The organism is Haloplanus sp. GDY1 (assembly GCF_023703775.1).
Classification (GTDB): Archaea; Halobacteriota; Halobacteria; order Halobacteriales; family Haloferacaceae; genus Haloplanus; species Haloplanus halophilus.
In genome coordinates this window covers 1623586-1638664 of sequence record NZ_CP098514.1, presented here as the reverse complement: position 1 = coordinate 1638664, position 15079 = coordinate 1623586, and the positions used below count along the sequence as shown (strand labels likewise).

At 70.3% G+C, this 15079-nt stretch carries 12 protein-coding genes; 6 read left to right on the top strand and 6 right to left on the bottom strand.

Annotated elements, in window-relative coordinates:
• Positions 1 to 44 precede the first annotated feature (44 nt).
• From NBT67_RS08695 to NBT67_RS08685, 3 genes are all read right to left on the bottom strand, one after another.
• Positions 45 to 950 carry an SDR family NAD(P)-dependent oxidoreductase gene (locus tag NBT67_RS08695; RefSeq protein ID WP_251341324.1) on the bottom strand — a complete coding sequence of 302 codons (906 nt, stop codon included), beginning with the start codon at positions 948 to 950 and terminating at the stop codon, positions 45 to 47.
• 48 nt (positions 951 to 998) lie between these two features.
• Positions 999 to 2663, bottom strand: a complete 1665-nt coding sequence (locus NBT67_RS08690) for a 2-oxo acid dehydrogenase subunit E2 (RefSeq protein ID WP_251341323.1) — start codon at positions 2661 to 2663, stop codon at positions 999 to 1001.
• A 70-nt stretch (positions 2664 to 2733) separates the two neighbouring features.
• On the bottom strand, positions 2734 to 3531 hold the full coding sequence (locus NBT67_RS08685) for a hypothetical protein (protein WP_251341322.1): 798 nt from the start codon (positions 3529 to 3531) through the stop codon (positions 2734 to 2736).
• Between the two features lie 130 nt (positions 3532 to 3661).
• Between NBT67_RS08685 and NBT67_RS08680 the strand changes: the two genes are divergently transcribed.
• Complete coding sequence (locus NBT67_RS08680; protein WP_251341321.1) at positions 3662 to 4699, top strand: thiamine pyrophosphate-dependent dehydrogenase E1 component subunit alpha; 1038 nt, start codon at positions 3662 to 3664, stop codon at positions 4697 to 4699.
• The gene (locus NBT67_RS08675) at positions 4696 to 5682 is read left to right on the top strand and encodes an alpha-ketoacid dehydrogenase subunit beta (RefSeq protein ID WP_251341320.1); all 987 of its coding nucleotides are present in this window, start codon (positions 4696 to 4698) and stop codon (positions 5680 to 5682) included. Before NBT67_RS08680 ends, NBT67_RS08675 begins: the two co-directional genes overlap by 4 nt.
• A 548-nt stretch (positions 5683 to 6230) precedes the next feature.
• On the opposite strand, the gene NBT67_RS08670 is transcribed toward NBT67_RS08675, so the two are convergent.
• A complete protein-coding gene (locus tag NBT67_RS08670) occupies positions 6231 to 6992 on the bottom strand; it encodes an IclR family transcriptional regulator (protein WP_251341319.1) in 762 nt (253 codons plus the stop codon).
• Positions 6993 to 7763: 771 nt separating this feature from the next.
• Between NBT67_RS08670 and NBT67_RS08665 the strand changes: the two genes are divergently transcribed.
• Entirely contained in the window at positions 7764 to 9266 is a 1503-nt protein-coding gene (locus tag NBT67_RS08665) for an aldehyde dehydrogenase (RefSeq protein ID WP_251341318.1), read from the top strand.
• Between the two features lie 10 nt (positions 9267 to 9276).
• Here the strand turns inward: NBT67_RS08665 and NBT67_RS08660 are convergent, their stop codons facing one another.
• On the bottom strand, positions 9277 to 10056 hold the full coding sequence (locus NBT67_RS08660) for an HpcH/HpaI aldolase family protein (protein ID WP_251341317.1): 780 nt from the start codon (positions 10054 to 10056) through the stop codon (positions 9277 to 9279).
• Positions 10057 to 10259: 203 nt separating this feature from the next.
• Between NBT67_RS08660 and NBT67_RS08655 the strand changes: the two genes are divergently transcribed.
• From NBT67_RS08655 to NBT67_RS08645, 3 genes are read left to right on the top strand one after another with little or no spacing between them, the layout of a single operon-like run.
• Positions 10260 to 11237: a 3-hydroxyacyl-CoA dehydrogenase family protein gene (locus NBT67_RS08655; RefSeq protein WP_251341316.1), complete on the top strand. Its 978-nt coding sequence runs from the start codon at positions 10260 to 10262 to the stop codon at positions 11235 to 11237.
• A gap of 54 nt (positions 11238 to 11291) precedes the next feature.
• The gene (locus NBT67_RS08650; RefSeq protein WP_251341315.1) at positions 11292 to 11798 is read left to right on the top strand and encodes an LUD domain-containing protein; all 507 of its coding nucleotides are present in this window, start codon (positions 11292 to 11294) and stop codon (positions 11796 to 11798) included.
• Positions 11791 to 14001 (top strand): LUD domain-containing protein, encoded by a 2211-nt coding sequence (locus NBT67_RS08645; RefSeq protein ID WP_251341314.1) that lies wholly within the window; start codon positions 11791 to 11793, stop codon positions 13999 to 14001. Before NBT67_RS08650 ends, NBT67_RS08645 begins: the two co-directional genes overlap by 8 nt.
• Before the next feature lie 2 nt (positions 14002 to 14003).
• On the opposite strand, the gene NBT67_RS08640 is transcribed toward NBT67_RS08645, so the two are convergent.
• Positions 14004 to 15050: a zinc-dependent alcohol dehydrogenase gene (locus NBT67_RS08640; RefSeq protein ID WP_251341313.1), complete on the bottom strand. Its 1047-nt coding sequence runs from the start codon at positions 15048 to 15050 to the stop codon at positions 14004 to 14006.
• Between the last annotated feature and the right edge of the window lie 29 nt (positions 15051 to 15079).

Here is a 15079-nt window from a genome sequence, read left to right as displayed (position 1 = left end):
ACTCTACGGGGGGCCGTCGACCCGGCCGTCGACCCGGCCGTCGACTACCCGCCCATCCCCTCGGCGTCGAGGCCGTACCGCTCGCTCACGAGCGTCTCGGACCGGTCGAGGTCGATCCCGGCGGTGACGTCGGGGAACTGCTCGGCGACCGCCTCCGCCGTCCACCCGTCCTCGCGGTAGGCGAGGCGGGACATCTCGGGATCGGTGACGAAGCCGATCTCCTCGCCGCCCGCCCTGAACGTACAGCCGGTGACGTCGGCCGCGGCGTCGCCGAGCAGGTACGCGACCATCGGCGCCACCTGCTCCGGCGGGACGGGATCCCGGTACGCGTCGTCGGTGAGGGCGTCGGACAGCCGCGTCGTTCCGCTCGGAAACAGCGCGTTCACCCGGACGCCGTGTTCTGCCAGTTCGTTCGCGGCGGTCCGCATCAGCCCGAGGATGCCCGCCTTCGCCGCCGTGTAGTTCGCCATGGCGTAGTGACCGAGGGCGGACTGACTGGAGACACAGAGAAACGAGCGGTCCCGGTCCCCGTCGGCGTCGATCCACTGCCGCGCGGCGCTCCTGAGCAGGCAGAAGTGCCCCCGGAGGTGGACGTCGACCACTCGCTCCCACTGGTCGAGGGACATCTCGTGGATCGGCGCCGGGTCGGCGGCGCCCGCGAAGTTGGCGACGCCGTCGACCCGGCCGTGGGCCTCCGCGGCGTCCGCGAGAAGCGACGCCGTGTACGAGGGGTCGGTCACGTCGCCCACGTGTGCCGTGGCCGTCCCGCCCGCCGCCTCGATGGTCGCGACCGTCTCCCTCGCCGGGTCCTCGTTTGCTCCCTCCCCCTCGACGGACGCGCCGAGGTCGTTGACCACGACCGTCGCGCCCGCCCCGGCCAGTTCGATTGCGACCGCTCGACCGATGCCCCGCCCCGCCCCGGTGACGACCAGTACGCTATCCGATAGCATGGCCCGACCCACGGCGGGGGCGGGTAAAACTCCTCCCCGTCCCGATGGCTACGAGGGTCGGGAGACGGTCACGCCGATCGACCGGTCGACGTCCTCCGAGACGATCCCGTTGACCGGACAGGCGCGCTCCGCGACCGTGACGACCCGCTCGACGTCCGCGGGGTCCTCGTCGGCGGTCGCCTCGACCTGCACGTCGAGCGCGTCGATGTCGTGGACGGAGGGCTCGGCCGTCACCTCGACGGTGATCGTCTCGATGGCGACGTCGCGCCGGTCGGCCATCAGCCGCGTCGTCAGGGCCAGACACGACGAGAGGCTCCCGAGGAACTGCTCGACCGGCGTCGCGGCGCTGTCGGTGCCGCCCCGCTCCTCGGGTTCGTCGGCGCGCCACTCGAACTCGCGCGCCCGGACGGTGGCGGATAACCCCTCCGCGGAGCGTGCGGTGACCGTCCCCTCGGGCGGGGCGGGGGGCGACTCGTCGGCGGCCGTCGGCCCCGTGTCGGCACCCTCGGAGCCGCCGCCGATCAGTTCGAGCGGTCGGGTGAGCGCGTCCGCGACCGCCGCGAGGAATCGGGCGGCGTCCGCGCCGTCGGCCACGCGGTGGTCGAAGGTGAGCGAGAGGGGGAGTTCGGCGCCGTCGTCGTCGGTGTGGAGGCGGCCGACGCCGAGGATCGCCACCTGTGGGGGGTTCAGGAGCGGGTCGAAGCTGTCGACGCCGAACATGCCGAGGTTGGTGACGGTGAACGTCCCGCCCTGCAGGTCGGCGGCGTCGTGTGTCCCCGCCTGGACGGCCTCCGTGAGCGCCGCTCGCTCGCGACCGATCCCCTCGACGGTGAGTTCGCCCACGCGCTCGACGACGGGCGTGACGAGGCCGCCCTCGACGTCGACGGCGACGCTGACGTTCACGTCGCTGGCGATGCGGTGTTCGCCGTCGACGAAGCGGGCGTTCAGCGCCGGATGCTCCTCGGCGGCCCTGGCGACCGCGGCGAGCAGGAAGTCCGTGATCGACACCTCGACGCCCCTGTCGGCGGCGAGCCGGTCGATCGTCGCGAGCGTCGCCCCGACGTCCACGCGGCGGTTCAGCGTCACCTGTGGCGCCTCGCGTGCCGAGGTGGTCATCCGGTCGGCGACGGATCGCCGCAGCCCGGTCAGCTCCCGAACCTCGCGGATCGCCGGCCCCTCCTGGGCCGATCCGTCCGCCGCGTCGCCGGCTTCGACGGCCTCGATCACGTCCCGTTCGATCACGGCCCCGCCCGGGCCGGACCCCGAGATGGCGTCGAGGTCGGCGGGGTCGACCCCGGCGTCGCCGGCGTACGCCCGGGCGCGGGGCGACACGTCCGCGGACAGTTCGCGGACGGACACCGGGCCGTCGGCCGTCGTCCCCGCGGCCGCCGTCGGTGCGTCGGTCGCCGCCGTCTCCTCTTTCTCCTCGGCCGTCCCGCCGACCTCCTCCCGGACGTCGTCGGGCACCTCGGCGTCGGCGTCGCCCACGTACCCGATGGGGTCGCCGGGCGCCACCGTGTCGCCGGCGTCGGCGAACCGTTCGAGGAGCGTCCCGCCCTCCCGGGCGGTCACCTCGTTGACCGACTTCTCGCTCTCGACGTCGACGAGGGGGGCGTCGGCCTCGACCGTCCCGTCGACGTCGACGTGCCACTCGATCACGGTCCCCTCCTCCATCGTCATCCCCATCTTCGGCATTCGTACTGCGTAGCCCATGGTATCACGGGAGCGGGGGGAACCAAAAGCGTGCCCCCTGTTCACGAGCGGCGGCCGGGAGGGCGGTCGGCTACCGGTCGATCACGGCCGCGACGAACGCTCGACAGGAGTCACCGGCGCCGACGCCGAGGGCGGTCGCCGCGTCGTTCGCGACGCTGACGACGCCCGTCTCCCAGGTCGACCGCGCGTCCCCGATGCGGGCGGTCTCGCAGTCGATGGCGACGGCGGGGATGCCCCGCGCGTCGAGGTGGGGGAGGCGCGTCGTGCCCGCGTCGTCGGCGCCGCGGCCGGCGTCGTTGAAGGTGATGCCGGCGACGTCGACGGCGACGTACGAGCCGTGTTCGTCCTCGCCGGGGAGTCGGGAGCCGTGACTCGCGGTGACGATCACGTCGCCGGCGTCCGCCTCGCGGAGCAGCGACACGGAGTCGAGTCCGCGGACCGTGACCTCGCCCTCCCGGAACACGTGCCGGCCCGGCCCGTACTCGGGGACCGCCGCGTCGACGGGGTCGGCGCCGGCCATCCGCGCCGCGCACTCCGCGGTCGACTGGCCCGGGGCCGAGCCCAGCGCCGCGGCGGCGTCGTTGACGCGGCTGACGTGCCCCCGGTCGTGCATGTCCTCGCCGTCGCCGATGCGAGCGCTCCGGTGATCGACCGTCGCGGCGGGGACGGACCGCTCGTCGAGCATGGACAGCGACGCGACGCCGGCCTCGTCCTTTCCGATCCCGGCGTCGTTGAGGATCACGCCCCGGACCCCGGCCTTCAGCGCGAGGTAGCCGGCGTACTCGCCGCCGTGACTGCCGGCGACGACGACGTCGCCGGCGTGCCGGTCGCCGTCCACGTTCGTGATCGAGTCGAGGATCGCCACCATGTCGCCCCCGACGCGCCCGGCGGGTAAAGTTCTGCCCCGTTCGTGGCCGCCTCCCGACGGGGTCGCCACACCGTTCCCGATCCGACCCCCGAAACCTTATTCGTCTCCGGCGCGCGCCGTAGAACGACTGATGGCAACATTAGACATGACCGACCCGTCGGATCAGCGGCAGGCCCTCCGCCGGATGCTGCTCATCCGCGAGTTCGAACGTGCGGTACGGGACAACTTCGCCGACGGAGAGATTCCGGGGTTCGTACACCTCTACATCGGACAGGAGGCCGTCGCCGTCGGCGCCTGTTCGGCGCTCGCGGACGACGACTACGTGACGAGCACCCACCGGGGACACGGCCACTGCCTGGCGAAGGGGATGGACGAACGGACGCTGATGGCGGAGCTGTACGGCCGCAGCGACGGCTACTGCTCCGGGAAGGGCGGCTCGATGCACGCGGCCGACCTGGACGAGGGGATGCTGGGCGCCCAGCCCATCGTCGGCGCCGGCGTCCCGCTGGCGACGGGGGCCGGACTCACCGCACAGCTCCGCGACCGGGACTGGGTCGGCCTCTCCTTCTTCGGCGACGGCGCCTTCGCCGAGGGACAGGTCCACGAGTCGATCAACCTCGCTGCCACCTGGGACCTGCCCGCCATCTACGTCGTCGAGAACAACCTCTACTCGGAGGGGATGACCTACGAGAAACAGCACAACGTCGAGGACCTGGCCGACAGCGCCGCCGCCTACGGCATCCCGGGCGTCGTCGTCGACGGGATGGACGTCGAGGCCGTCTACGACGCCGTCGCCGAGGCGCGGGAGCGCGCGGCACGGGGCGACGGGCCGACGCTCATCGAGGCGAAGACGTACCGCTACCGCGGCCACTACGAGGGCGACCCGCAGCCGTACCGGACCCAGGAGGAGATAGACGAGTGGCGGGAGAACCGCGACGCCATCGACACGTTCGCGACGCGCCTCCGGGAGGCGGGCGTCCTCGACGAGGGGGAGCGCGAGGAGCTGCAGTCGGCCGTCGAGGCGGACGTCGAGGCGGCGGTCGAGTACGCGCGGGACGCGCCCTTCCCCGACCCCGAGGAGGCGTACGACGACGTGTTCGTCGAGCCGAACCCGGACGTGGAGTACTTCCGCGAGCGACTCGGGCGGACGGGAGGTGCCGACCGATGAGCGCGCTCGACGCGACCGGCGAGCAACTGTCCGTTCGGGAGGCGATCCGGACGGCGCTGCGCGAGGAACTCGCGCGGGACGACACCGTCTTCCTGATGGGACAGGACGAGGAGGACGGCGGGTCGTTCGAGGTGACCGCCGGCCTCTACGAGGAGTTCGGCCGGGACAGGGTCCGCGACACGCCGATCAGCGAAACCGCACAGATCGGCTCCGGCGTCGGCGCGGCGGCGACCGGGCTCCGGCCGGTGGTCAACGTCAGTTACTCCGATTTCATCGCCATCTGCTTCGAGCCCCTGATGAATCAGGCGGCGAAGATGCAGTACATGTTCGCGGGGGCGACGGAGATGCCCCTCACCGTCCGGGCCATCGAGGGAGCCGGCTTCAACGCCGCGGCCCAGCACTCGAGTACCGTCCACACGCTCGTCTCGCATCTGCCCGGGATCAAGGCAGTCGCCCCCGCGACCCCCCGCGGGTCGAAGGGGCTGATGAAGACCGCCGTCCGCTCGAACGATCCGGTCGTCTTCTTCGAGCACAAGAACATCTACGAGCGCACGGGGCCGGTCCCCGAGGACGAGGACTTCACCGTCCCCATCGGCGAGGCGGCCGTCCTCCGCGAGGGGGCCGACGTGACGGTGGTCGCCACCCAGCAACTCGTCGGCGAGGCGCTCTCCGTCGCCGAGGACCGCACCGACGCCGACGTCGAGGTGATCGATCCACAGTCGCTCTCCCCGCTCGACACCGACACCATCGCCGAGAGCGTCCGGAAGACCGGCAGGCTGGTCGTCGCCGACGAGAGCCCGCTCTCCTACGGCCTCCACGCCGAGGTGGCGACGCGCGTCGTCGAAAACGAGTTCTACTCGCTGGACGTCCCGATCCAGCGCGTCGGCGTGCCGGACACGCCCATCCCGTTCAGCCCGCCCCTCGAGGACGAGGTCCTCCCGACCGCCGAGGAGATCGACCTCGCTGTCGACCGCCTCGTGTAGGGCGACGGGGCGGTGTGATCGACGGTCGCGACGCTCGGCGGTCTCGTGAGAACGATCGGTGCCGTCAGCGGCGGCTGGGTCGACGGCCCCTCGCGCGGATGGGTGGCCACGCGAGGGGCCGCCTGGGTAGCATACGACCCGTGCTCGGGCAGGGGAGTGTATCGCAGTGGCGTAGCGAGGTGGCTGTGGACGTGATGGTCTCCGTGGCGTACGGGTTCCTCCAGACCCGAGCAAATCGGTCTACTGAACTCAGTCTGTTAAATCTTTTCATCGACGACGGCCGACGGCGCGCGGAGCCGCGTCGTTCCCCGCCTCGATACGGCCGTTCGGCTCGGACGAACGCCCGTTCGAGCCGGTGGCGGGTGGGGACGACGGGGTGACGGCCGTTCCGGGGCCGGGACCACGGCCGTGGATCCCTCCCGAACCCAAGCGGACCGTCCACCCCGGCGCGTCGGTCGCCCCTCGAACGACGCGTCGATCCGACACCACGGCCGTTCAGCGGGTGCGAACACCGGGCGGCAGGGAACGACCCTCACGCCGGCGGGGAGTCAGGAGAACGTGACGTCGAGTTCGATGACGTTCTCGGCGTTGAGCAACATCTCGGGGATCTCCTCGTGGAACCGTTCCGTCTGCATCCGGTTCGTCGGACCGGAGACGCTGATGGCGCCGTACACCTGATCGTTCGTGGTGATCGGTGCGGCCACACACCGGAGGCCGCGGAGTCGCTCCTCGATGTCGTAGGCGTACCCTCGCTCCTTGACCTCGTCGAGTTCCTCGTAGAGGGCGTCGCGATCCGTGATCGTGTTCTTCGTCCGCTCCGGGAGTCCGTGCCGGTCGAGGATGTTGTCGACGCGCTCGCGCGGATACTCGGAGAGGATGGCCTTGCCGAGGGCGGTACAGTGGAGGTTCGAACGCATCCCGGCGTAGACGTCCGTGCTCACCGATTGTTGGCCCTTCGACTGGTAGAGATAGACGCCCTGCCCGTGCTCCTCGACGGCGAGGTTCGCCAGTTCGCCCGTCTTCTCCGCGAGGTTCTCGATCTCCGGCCGAGCGGCCTCGTAGATCCGCTTTCGGTTCCGCGTGTGCTCGCCGAACTCCAGGAACCGGAGGCCGACGTAGTACTTCCCGTCCTTCTTGATGATGTATCGCGCGTTGTGGAGCGTCGACAGGTGGTTGTGAACCGTGCTCTTGGGAATGTCGAGTTCCGTCGCCACCTCGGTGACTCCGGCCCCGTCGAGGTCCTTCAGCGTCTCGAGTATGAGGAGGCTCGTCTCGGTTGCTTTCACCGCGTTTGGGGATTCGGTCGTCATTCGCTTTCGCCCTTCGCCGCCCACGCTAATTAAGATGTTTGTTCACTATATATGAACCCTGGTCCATTCAGATCGAACAGGAGCCATATTTGTGCCGCTCCGAAACGAAGCTCCGGGCTCTGTGGAGAATGTTCACCAGTGATGAACGGAATGGCTCTCCGATCGACCCCGTGAGACGGTCGCGGCCGCGGCGACGAACGGCGTTCGCCGGGGGTACCCAGGTCGGTTCCCGGGAGCCGTGCCACCTGTGGGGCGGGATCGCCGGTCGGCAATCGACGACCGTGGATCGCTCCGACCGTCGGCCCGCCGACCCTGGTCGTCCAAGGGGTTCAGCACACGTGAACGGCTATTCAGGCGCGTTCGCGAGCGGGCGAGGGCGAGCCACCGTGCCCTACGTTCGCCGTCTCGCCCCCGCGACGCGAATAAACTAACATGCATACTTCTGTTATTTTTCTGGTTCGTTCGATCCCCCACGCCACGGACGCTCCTCGTCTCTCGGTATTGTCAGAGGGATTAGTTAAACAATGCGTGAAGACCCGCTGCGGGCTGTGACGCGGGAATATTCGGGATATCGGGCTTCCATCTCCGGTTTCCGTCGCGCTCTCCGTCCCCTTGCACACCTTGTATCCGATTATATTATTGGGATATTATACTTCCCGCATGACCGAACGCTGTGTCGCCCCGCGTGGCCGCCCGGCGACCGGCCGCTTCGGGGGTCGTGGGGTTCGTCGGCGGTGTATTTATGCACGCAGGGGGGCGACTCCCCACCCGATGAGTCAGACCGACGACGACTACGAGTACGACCTGTTCGTGGACGGGGCGTTCCGGCCCGGCGCGTCCGGCGACCGGATCGACGTGTCGTTCCCGTACGACGGGACGGTGTGGGCGACGGTGCCCCGCGGCACGGCGACCGACGTGGACCGAGCGGTCGCGGCCGCCCGCGACGCCTTCGAGGGGCCGTGGAGCGAGTTCGGCGGGAGCGAGCGCCGGCGCGTCCTCGATCAGATCGCGGATGCGATCGACGCCCACACCGAGGAACTCGCCGAACTCGAGACCCGACAGAACGGCAAACTCGTCCGAGAGATGCGCGGCCAGATGGAGAGCCTGAGCGACTGGTATCGGTACTACGGGGGGCTGGCGGAGGACCTCGGTGGCCGGACGATCCCCGTCGAGAACAAATCGGAGACGGGGGGGATGCTCGCGTACACGCGGAAGGAACCGCTCGGCGTCGTCGGGGCGATCACTCCCTGGAACTCCCCGCTGATGCTCACCACGTGGAAACTCGCCCCCGCCCTCGCGGCCGGGAACACCTTCGTCCACAAGCCGAGCGAGGAGACGCCGGTGAGCGCCCTCCGCTTCGCCGAACTCGTCGCCCAACACACCGACCTCCCCGACGGCGTCTACAACGTCGTTCCGGGCCACGGCACCGAGGCCGGCGCGGCCCTGGTCGACCACGAGGGCGTCGACAAACTCGCCTTCACCGGGAGTACGACCGTGGGCCGCGACATCGCGAGCGCGGCGGGCGAGCGGCTGATCCCCGTCACGCTCGAACTCGGGGGCAAGAGCCCGAACATCGTCTTCGAGAGCGCGGACCTGGAGAACGCGGTCAACGGCGTCGTCAAGGGCATCTTCGCGGCGACCGGGCAGACCTGCGTCGCCGGGTCGCGGGTGTTCGTCCACGAGTCGATCCACGACGAGTTCGTCGACGCCTTCACCGAGCGCGCGGCCGACGTCACCCTCGGCAACCCGCTCGACCCCGAGACGCAGATGGGTCCGGTCGCCTTCCGCGACCAGTGGGAGACGGTTCGCTCGTACGTCGAACGCGGGGCGGAGGAGGGGGCGACGGTCGCCTTCGGCGGCGACCGCCCCGACGACCTCCCCGGCGAGTGTTTCATCGAACCGACCGTCCTCGTCGACGTGGACAACGACATGACCGTCGCACGGGAGGAGATCTTCGGCCCCGTGGCCAGCGTGATCCCCTTCGCCGACGAGGACGAGGTCGTCGACCTCGCGAACGACACCGACTACGGGCTGGCGGCGGGCGTCTGGACCGAGGACATGCGACAGGCCAACCGGCTGGTCGAGCGCATCGACGCCGGCATGGTCTGGGTCAACGAGTACCGGGCGGTCTCCCACAAGGTGCCGTTCGGTGGCTACAAGGACAGCGGCATCGGCCGCGAGAACGGCGCCGAGGCCCTCGACGAGTACGTCCAGACCAAGTCGGTCTGGTACGACCAGTCGGGCGACGTCTCGGACCCGTTCAGTCTGGGCTGAGCCCCCTCGCTCACTCGCTCACGAGGTCCGCGTAGGTCGAGCGCACCTCGCTCGTCCGCTCGCGGAGCAACAGGACGTCGACGCCGACGATCTGCCAGTCGAACCCGAGTTCCTCGTAGTACTCGATGTCGGCCTCGCTGGTGGCGAGCGTCCCGACCGGCTTGCCCGCCGCCTCGGCGGCGTCGAGGACCGTCTCGACGGCGTCGACGAACGCCTCGCTCTCCGTGTTGCCCAGGTCGCCGAGCCCGGTCGAGAGGTCGACGGGTCCGACGAACAGCGCGTCGATCCCGTCGACCGCGGCGATGTCGGCGGCGTTCTCGACGGCCCGCGGCGTCTCGATCTGGACGATCCGGAGCAGCCGTTCGTCGGCCGTGTCGACGTACTCGGCCATGTCGGCGCCGTAGGACTGGGCGCGGGCCGCCCCGGTGCCGCGGCTCCCCGCCGGCGGATACCGGGTCGCGTCCACCACGCCCTCGGCCTCGGCCGCCGTCTCGATCATCGGCACCATCACGCCGTCGACGCCCACGTCGAGGACCCGCTTCAGGTAGGTCGGGTCGTCCGAGGGAACCCGCACGACCGCGTCGGTGTCGCCCCCCGTTTCGAGGGCGCGCACCATCGTCTCGACGTCGCTCAGGGACGCCGTGGTGTGCTCGGTGTCGACGAACGCGAGGCGGTAGCCGGTGTCCGCCGTGATCTCCGCGACGGCGGGGTGCATCATCGTGATCCAGCCCGCCGCGACCGGTTCTCCCGCGCGCAGACGCTCGATACCCGTCTCGGGATCGGTTGCCATGCCATCCCCGTCGCCGTGTCGGCTCAAAAAGACTTGGAAGTCGTCCCCGGTCGGGCGACGACTCCCAAGTATATACCGCCGGCCCCCGTTCGTCCGGGTATGACACGTGTCGACGGAGCGACCGCGGACCGCGGTCCCGCGGCGAGCGTGGGCGGAGCACCGACCGACGACGGCGGGCGAGCGACCCTGGGGGGTGACCGCCCGTGACCCCCGACGACTTCGACCGCCTGACCGTCGTCGGCGCCGGCGTCATGGGCCACGGCATCGCGCTCGCGTTCGCGCTCGACGGCCGCCAGGTCAGCCTCTACGACGTCGACGAGGCGACGCTCGCCGAGAGCGAGTCCCGGGTGCGCTCGGTCCTCGACACCTACGTGGCGGCCGGCGAACTCGACGCCGCGGCGGCCGACGCCGCCGCGGCCCGGATCGACCGGACGACCTCCCTCTCGGCCGCCGTGGAGGGCGCGGACTTCGTCACCGAGGCGGTCGTCGAGGACCTCGACGTCAAGCGGGAGGTCTTCGGGGAACTGTCGGCCCTCGCCGACCCCGACGCCGTCCTCGCGTCGAACACGTCGGGGCTCTCGATCACCGAGATCGCGTCGGCGACGGACCGCCCGGAGCGGGTCGTCGGCACCCACTGGTTCAACCCGCCCCATGTCGTCCCCCTCGTCGAGGTCGTTCGCGGTGCGGAGACGAGCGACGCCGTGATCGAGGCCACCTACGAGTTCTTCGAGCGACTCGGGAAGACGCCCGTCCGCGTCGAGAAGGACGTCCCGGGCTTCATCGGCAACCGACTGCAGATGGCGATGGCGTACGAGGCCTTCTCCTTGCTCGACCGGGGAGTCGCCAGCCCCGAGGCCATCGACCGGGCGATCAAGGCCGGCTTCGGCTTTCGCCTCCCCCTCCTCGGGATGTTCGAGAAGGCGGACCACTCCGGACTCGACGTCCACCACGACGTCGTGGAGTACCTCCTCCCCGAACTGGACCGGGGAACCGCCCCGAACCGGTCCCTCGCCGAACGGGTCGCCGAGGAGGACTACGGCCTGAAGACGGGCGAGGGGGTCTACGACTGGACCGACGCCGACCCCGAGGCGGTCTACGAGCGTCGCGACGAGGCGCTGCTCGCGTTGCGCGACCTCTACGACCGCTTCGAGATGGAGCGCACCCCCCGGATGGACGACTGACACCCCGAGGCGGGACCACACGGTTTTATTCGACCCCTCGCCCTTGACCCGTGTATGAGTTCCGTAGCGGAGTTCCAGCAGTCACTCTCACGGTCCGACACCGAATCGACGGTGACCACGCCCGAGGAATTCGCCTCGACGCTCGCGGACGTCGTCGACCGACCCGCGGTCGGGGCCGCGCTCCCGTTCGACGCCGTGGACCTCGACGACGCCCCCGTGACGCTGAACCCGACGCCGACCCAGCTCCGCGAGGCGAAGACCGGCGTGACCGCGGCGCGACTCGGCGTCGCGTCGCTCGGGACCGTCGCCATCCAGTCGCGAGCGGCGGGGGACGAACTCGTCTCGCTCCACCCCGAGACCCACGTGGTCGTCGTCAGGGAGCGGGACCTGCGACCCGACCTCGAAGCCGCCTTCGACTGGCTCGACGACCGGTTCGACGACGGGGAGCGGTCGTTCGTCCTCGCGACCGGCGCGAGCGCCACCGGCGACATGGGCGCCCTCGTCGAGGGAGTGCACGGCCCGGAAGACGTCCACGTCCTCGTCCTCGCCGACGATGAGTAAGACCGACGAACTCGACGCCGACGCCATCCGCGAACTCCTGCGCACCGAGGGCGACGGCATCAAGGAGAACACGCGCCACTTCAACGAGGAGCGCTACGAGCGGATCGAGGAGGTGGGCTCGGAGACCCACGAACGGTACCGATCCGAGGCGCGGCAGGTCAAGGAGGACGCCATCGAGCGACTGCCGGAGCTCGTCGAGCGGACGACCGCCGCCGTCGAGGACAACGGCGGGACGGTGTACGTCGCCGACGACGCCGCCGACGCGCGGCGGTACGTCAGGGACGTCGTGGACGAGGACGACGCCGAGAGCGTCGTGAAGTCGAAGTCCATGACGACCGAGGAGATCGAGCTGAACGAGGCGCTCGACGCCTCGGGGGTCGACGTCTGGGAGACCGACCTCGGCGAGTTCGTCGTCCAGATCGCGGAGGAGGGGCCGTCGCACATCGTCGGGCCGTCGCTCCACCGGACCCGCGAGGACGTCACGGAGCTGTTCGAACGAGAGTTCGACACCGACGAGCGGCTCGACACGGCCGAGAAGCTGACCGCGTTCGCCCGGGACTACCTCGGCGAGCGGATCGAGGACGCCGACGTCGGGATCACGGGGGCGAACTTCGTGCTGGCCGACAGCGGCTCCATCGCGCTCGTCACCAACGAGGGCAACGCCCGGAAGTGCGCCTCGGTCCCCGATACGCACGTCGCGGTGGCCGGCCTCGAGAAGATCATCCCGAGCGTCGGCGACCTCCACCCCTTCGCGGAACTCATCTCCCGGGCGGCGACCGGACAGCACATCCCGCAGTACCTCTCGATCCTGACGCCGCCCGTCGACACGCCGACGGTCGACTTCGACGCCCCCGATGAAGCCGGCTTCGGCGGGAGCGACGCCGACCGCGAGTTCCACCTGGTGCTCGTCGACAACGGCCGCCGCGAGATGCGCGACGACGACGACCTGCGGGAGACGCTGTACTGCATCCGGTGTGGCGCCTGTGCGAACTCCTGTGCCAACTTCCAGTCCGTCGGCGGGCACGCCTTCGGCGGCGAGACTTACACCGGCGGCATCGCCACCGGCTGGGAGGCCGGCGTCGAGGGGCTGGACACCGCCGAGGAGTTCAACGACCTCTGTACCGGCTGTTCGCGGTGTGTCAACGCCTGCCCGGTGAAGATCGACATCCCGTGGATCAACACGGTCGTCCGGGACCGCATCAACCGGGGGAAAGATCCCGGGTTCGAGGACCTGCTGGTCGACGGCCTCGTACCCGACGAGGAGACGGCGGGGACGCCGCTGCGCAAGCGCTTTTTCGGCAACTTCGAGACGGCCGCCAAACTTGGCAGCGCCACCGCCCCCCTCTCGAACGCCGTCGCCTCCGCCGGCCCGGTCCGGGCCGCCATGGAGTCGCTCCTCGGCATCGACGCCCGGCGGGACCTCCCCTCCTTCGAGCGGACCACGCTCCGCGACTGGGCGAGCGACCGGGAGGCCGCGGTCACCGATCCGCGCCGGCGGGTCGCGCTCTACCCCGACGTGTACACCAACCACGTCCAGACGAGTCGCGGCAAGGCGGCGGTTCGCGTCCTCGAAGCCCTCGGCTGTGAGGTGGTCGTGCCCGACGTCGGCGGGTCCGGCCGCGCCCCGCTGTCACAGGGGATGATCGACACGGCCGAGCGGAAGGCCGAGGCCGTCGGCGAGACGCTCGGTGACTACGTCGACCGGGGGTACGACGTCGTCGTCGTCGAGCCGAGCGACCTCGCGATGTTCGACCGGGAGTACGAACGCCTCGTCGACGAGGACGTCCACCGGACGCTGTCGGACAACAGCTTCGAACTGTTCGAGTACGTCTACGGCCTGCTGGAGAACGGCGCCGACGAGTCCGTCCTGACCGCCGGCGACGGCGACGGCGTCGCCTACCACAGCCACTGCCAGCAGCGGACGCTCGGCCTCGAACCGTACACCGAGGCCGTCCTCGACCGACTCGGCTACGACGTGTTGACCTCGGACGTGGAGTGTTGCGGCATGGCGGGGAGCTTCGGGTACAAGACGGAGTTCTACGAACTCAGCATGGACGTCGGCGAGACCCTCGCCGACCAGTTCGCGGACGCGGCCGACGAGCGGACCGTCGTCGCCAGCGGCACCTCCTGTCTGGAGCAACTCGACTCCCTGCTCGCGCCGGCGCCGCGTCACCCGATCGAACTCGTCGATCCGGGCGCCTGATCTCAGGCGCTCTCGTCCCAGAACCGGAAGACGGGTTTCAGCGTCCGCCCCGCCAGGAAGTCCTCGAAGGCGGTTTCGGGCGCGTCGACCGCGTAGGAGTCGTCGATCAGCGCGTCCGTGTCGACGATCCCCGACTCCATGAGGCGGAGCGCCTGGGCGAAGTTGTGCCGCATCGCGCCGTAGGAGGGGTCGACCCGCACCTCGCCGCGAACCAGCGGCGTCAGGAACAGTTCCGACGACTCCGCGGGCAGGCCCACGGGGATCACCTGCCCGCCGCGGCGGACCTGCTCGACGGCGGTTTCGAGGCCGCTGTGGTGGCCCGTGGTGTCGAAGACGACGTCGAACCCGCCGCCGTCGGTGTGGTCGTCCGCGTACGCCCCCAGATCCGCCGCCTCGACGTTCACCGTCTTGAGCCCCTGCGACGCGGCCAGCGGCAGTCGGAACTCGGCGTCGCGCTCCAGCCCCGAGACGGTCACGTCCCCGCCGACGGCGTCGGCGATGACCGCACACAGCATCCCGATGGGTCCCGGCCCCTCGACGAGGACCGTCGTCCCCGGTTCGACGTCGGCCGTGTCGAGGACGGCCCGCGTGGCGATGCTCGTCGGCTCGGTGATGGCGGCGTGTTCCAGCGGGATCGACGACGGCACCTCCAGCAGGTACTCCGCGCGGACGGCCGTGTACTCGCCGTAGGCGCCGTCGTGGTGGAACCCCGTCACCTCGAAGTTGCGACAGACGTTGTACTCGTCGTTCCGGCACTGATAGCAGTGGCCACACTCGTGGATGGGGCGTTCGACGACGTCGTCGCCCACGGCGACCGAGTCGACGTCGGCACCCACCTCGACGACGCGGCCGGCGTACTCGTGGCCCATGATCCGGGGCACGTCGACCCACTCGTACCCCGGGACGAACTCGTAGGCGTGGGCGTCGCTCCCGCAGAGGCCGGCGCTGTGGACCCGGACGAGCGCCTCGTCGTCGGCCACGTCGGGAACCGCGACGGTGTCGACCGAGAGCGCCCCGTACTCCGTGTCGGTCTGCCGGATCGCCTTCATAAGATGGGGTGAACGGGTGTCCAGTTCAA

Bases quoted from the DNA above. Each gene is read 5' to 3' on its own strand.
- NBT67_RS08695 (WP_251341324.1), bottom strand. From the start codon at position 950: ATGCTATCGGATAGCGTACTGGTCGTCACCGGGGCGGGGCGGGGCATC.
- NBT67_RS08690 (WP_251341323.1), bottom strand. From the start codon at position 2,663: ATGGGCTACGCAGTACGAATGCCGAAGATGGGGATGACGATGGAGGAG.
- NBT67_RS08685 (WP_251341322.1), bottom strand. From the start codon at position 3,531: ATGGTGGCGATCCTCGACTCGATCACGAACGTGGACGGCGACCGGCAC.
- NBT67_RS08680 (WP_251341321.1), top strand. From the start codon at position 3,662: ATGGCAACATTAGACATGACCGACCCGTCGGATCAGCGGCAGGCCCTC.
- NBT67_RS08675 (WP_251341320.1), top strand. From the start codon at position 4,696: ATGAGCGCGCTCGACGCGACCGGCGAGCAACTGTCCGTTCGGGAGGCG.
- NBT67_RS08670 (WP_251341319.1), bottom strand. From the start codon at position 6,992: ATGACGACCGAATCCCCAAACGCGGTGAAAGCAACCGAGACGAGCCTC.
- NBT67_RS08665 (WP_251341318.1), top strand. From the start codon at position 7,764: ATGAGTCAGACCGACGACGACTACGAGTACGACCTGTTCGTGGACGGG.
- NBT67_RS08660 (WP_251341317.1), bottom strand. From the start codon at position 10,056: ATGGCAACCGATCCCGAGACGGGTATCGAGCGTCTGCGCGCGGGAGAA.
- NBT67_RS08650 (WP_251341315.1), top strand. From the start codon at position 11,292: ATGAGTTCCGTAGCGGAGTTCCAGCAGTCACTCTCACGGTCCGACACC.
- NBT67_RS08645 (WP_251341314.1), top strand. From the start codon at position 11,791: ATGAGTAAGACCGACGAACTCGACGCCGACGCCATCCGCGAACTCCTG.
- NBT67_RS08640 (WP_251341313.1), bottom strand. From the start codon at position 15,050: ATGAAGGCGATCCGGCAGACCGACACGGAGTACGGGGCGCTCTCGGTC.